We start from the raw sequence: 937 nt of genomic DNA on the forward strand, positions 1-937 counted from the left end.
CGGTGCGGCGGCGACCGTCGGGAAGGTGACCGCTTCCCATTGGCCGGCCGCGCACCGCCGGGCGGGCGCCGCAGGGCAGCCCGGCGGGGTCGAGCAGCTGCGGTTGCAGTGGCTGACGGCCCTGGACGTACGGGGCATCCGGCCCTTCCTCGACCAGCAGCGGGTACTGACGTCGGCGACCCAGCGCCGTACGAAGAAGCCGGCGACGACCCCGCAGCTGCGCGGCGGCGACCGCAGCGCGGCGGCGCGCAGACGCTCCGTACTGGAGCAGTCTTTCGGCCATCTTCCGCAGCCGGAGGGGCCGTTCGCCGGGCGGCGCGGCGAACTCGCGCAGATCGCGCAGTGGGTGCACGCGGCGCGGGCCTCGACGGAGACGAAGCCGACGGTGGTGGTGCTGTACGGCGAGCCCGGCTCGGGCCGGACCACCCTCGCCGTACGGGCGGCGCACCAGTTGCGGGACCAGTTCCGGGGCGCGTGCGTCGTGGACATGCGGGGCGGCGGCGCGCTCGGCGAGGCGCCGCTGTCGACGCGCGACGCGCTGCTGCATCTGCTGAACCGGCTCGGCGCTCCGCGCGAGCAACTCCTGTTCCGTGAAGGGTCGTCGACCGATCAGCAGGTACGGCGACTCGGCGAGCTGTACCACAAGCATCTGACCGGTCTGCCGGTCACGGTCGTCCTGGACGACGCGGCCGACGCCGAGCAGGTGCGCACCCTCGTACCCGAACGGTCCGACAGTCTCGTGCTGGTGACGGCACGTCAGCAGATTGATCTGCCGGCCGACATCCCGGCCTGGGTGCACCAACTGCCGGTGGACGCCCTGGACGCGGCCGGCGCCGAGGAGCTGCTGCGGGAGGCGGCCGAGACGCCCGTGCAGGGCGCCGACGGGCCGTACGACGCGCAGTCCGTCGACCGGGTGGCCGAGCTGTGCGGCGGGCTG

The 937-nt window shown here is 74.3% G+C and carries 1 protein-coding gene; it reads left to right on the plus strand.

The features are described 5' to 3' along the window. Positions 1-937 (plus strand): ATP-binding protein (locus HY68_RS43520; protein WP_198533217.1); only part of this gene is annotated, 937 nt, incomplete at both ends.

The organism is Streptomyces sp. AcH 505, assembly GCF_000818175.1.
Taxonomy (GTDB): Bacteria; Actinomycetota; Actinomycetes; order Streptomycetales; family Streptomycetaceae; genus Streptomyces.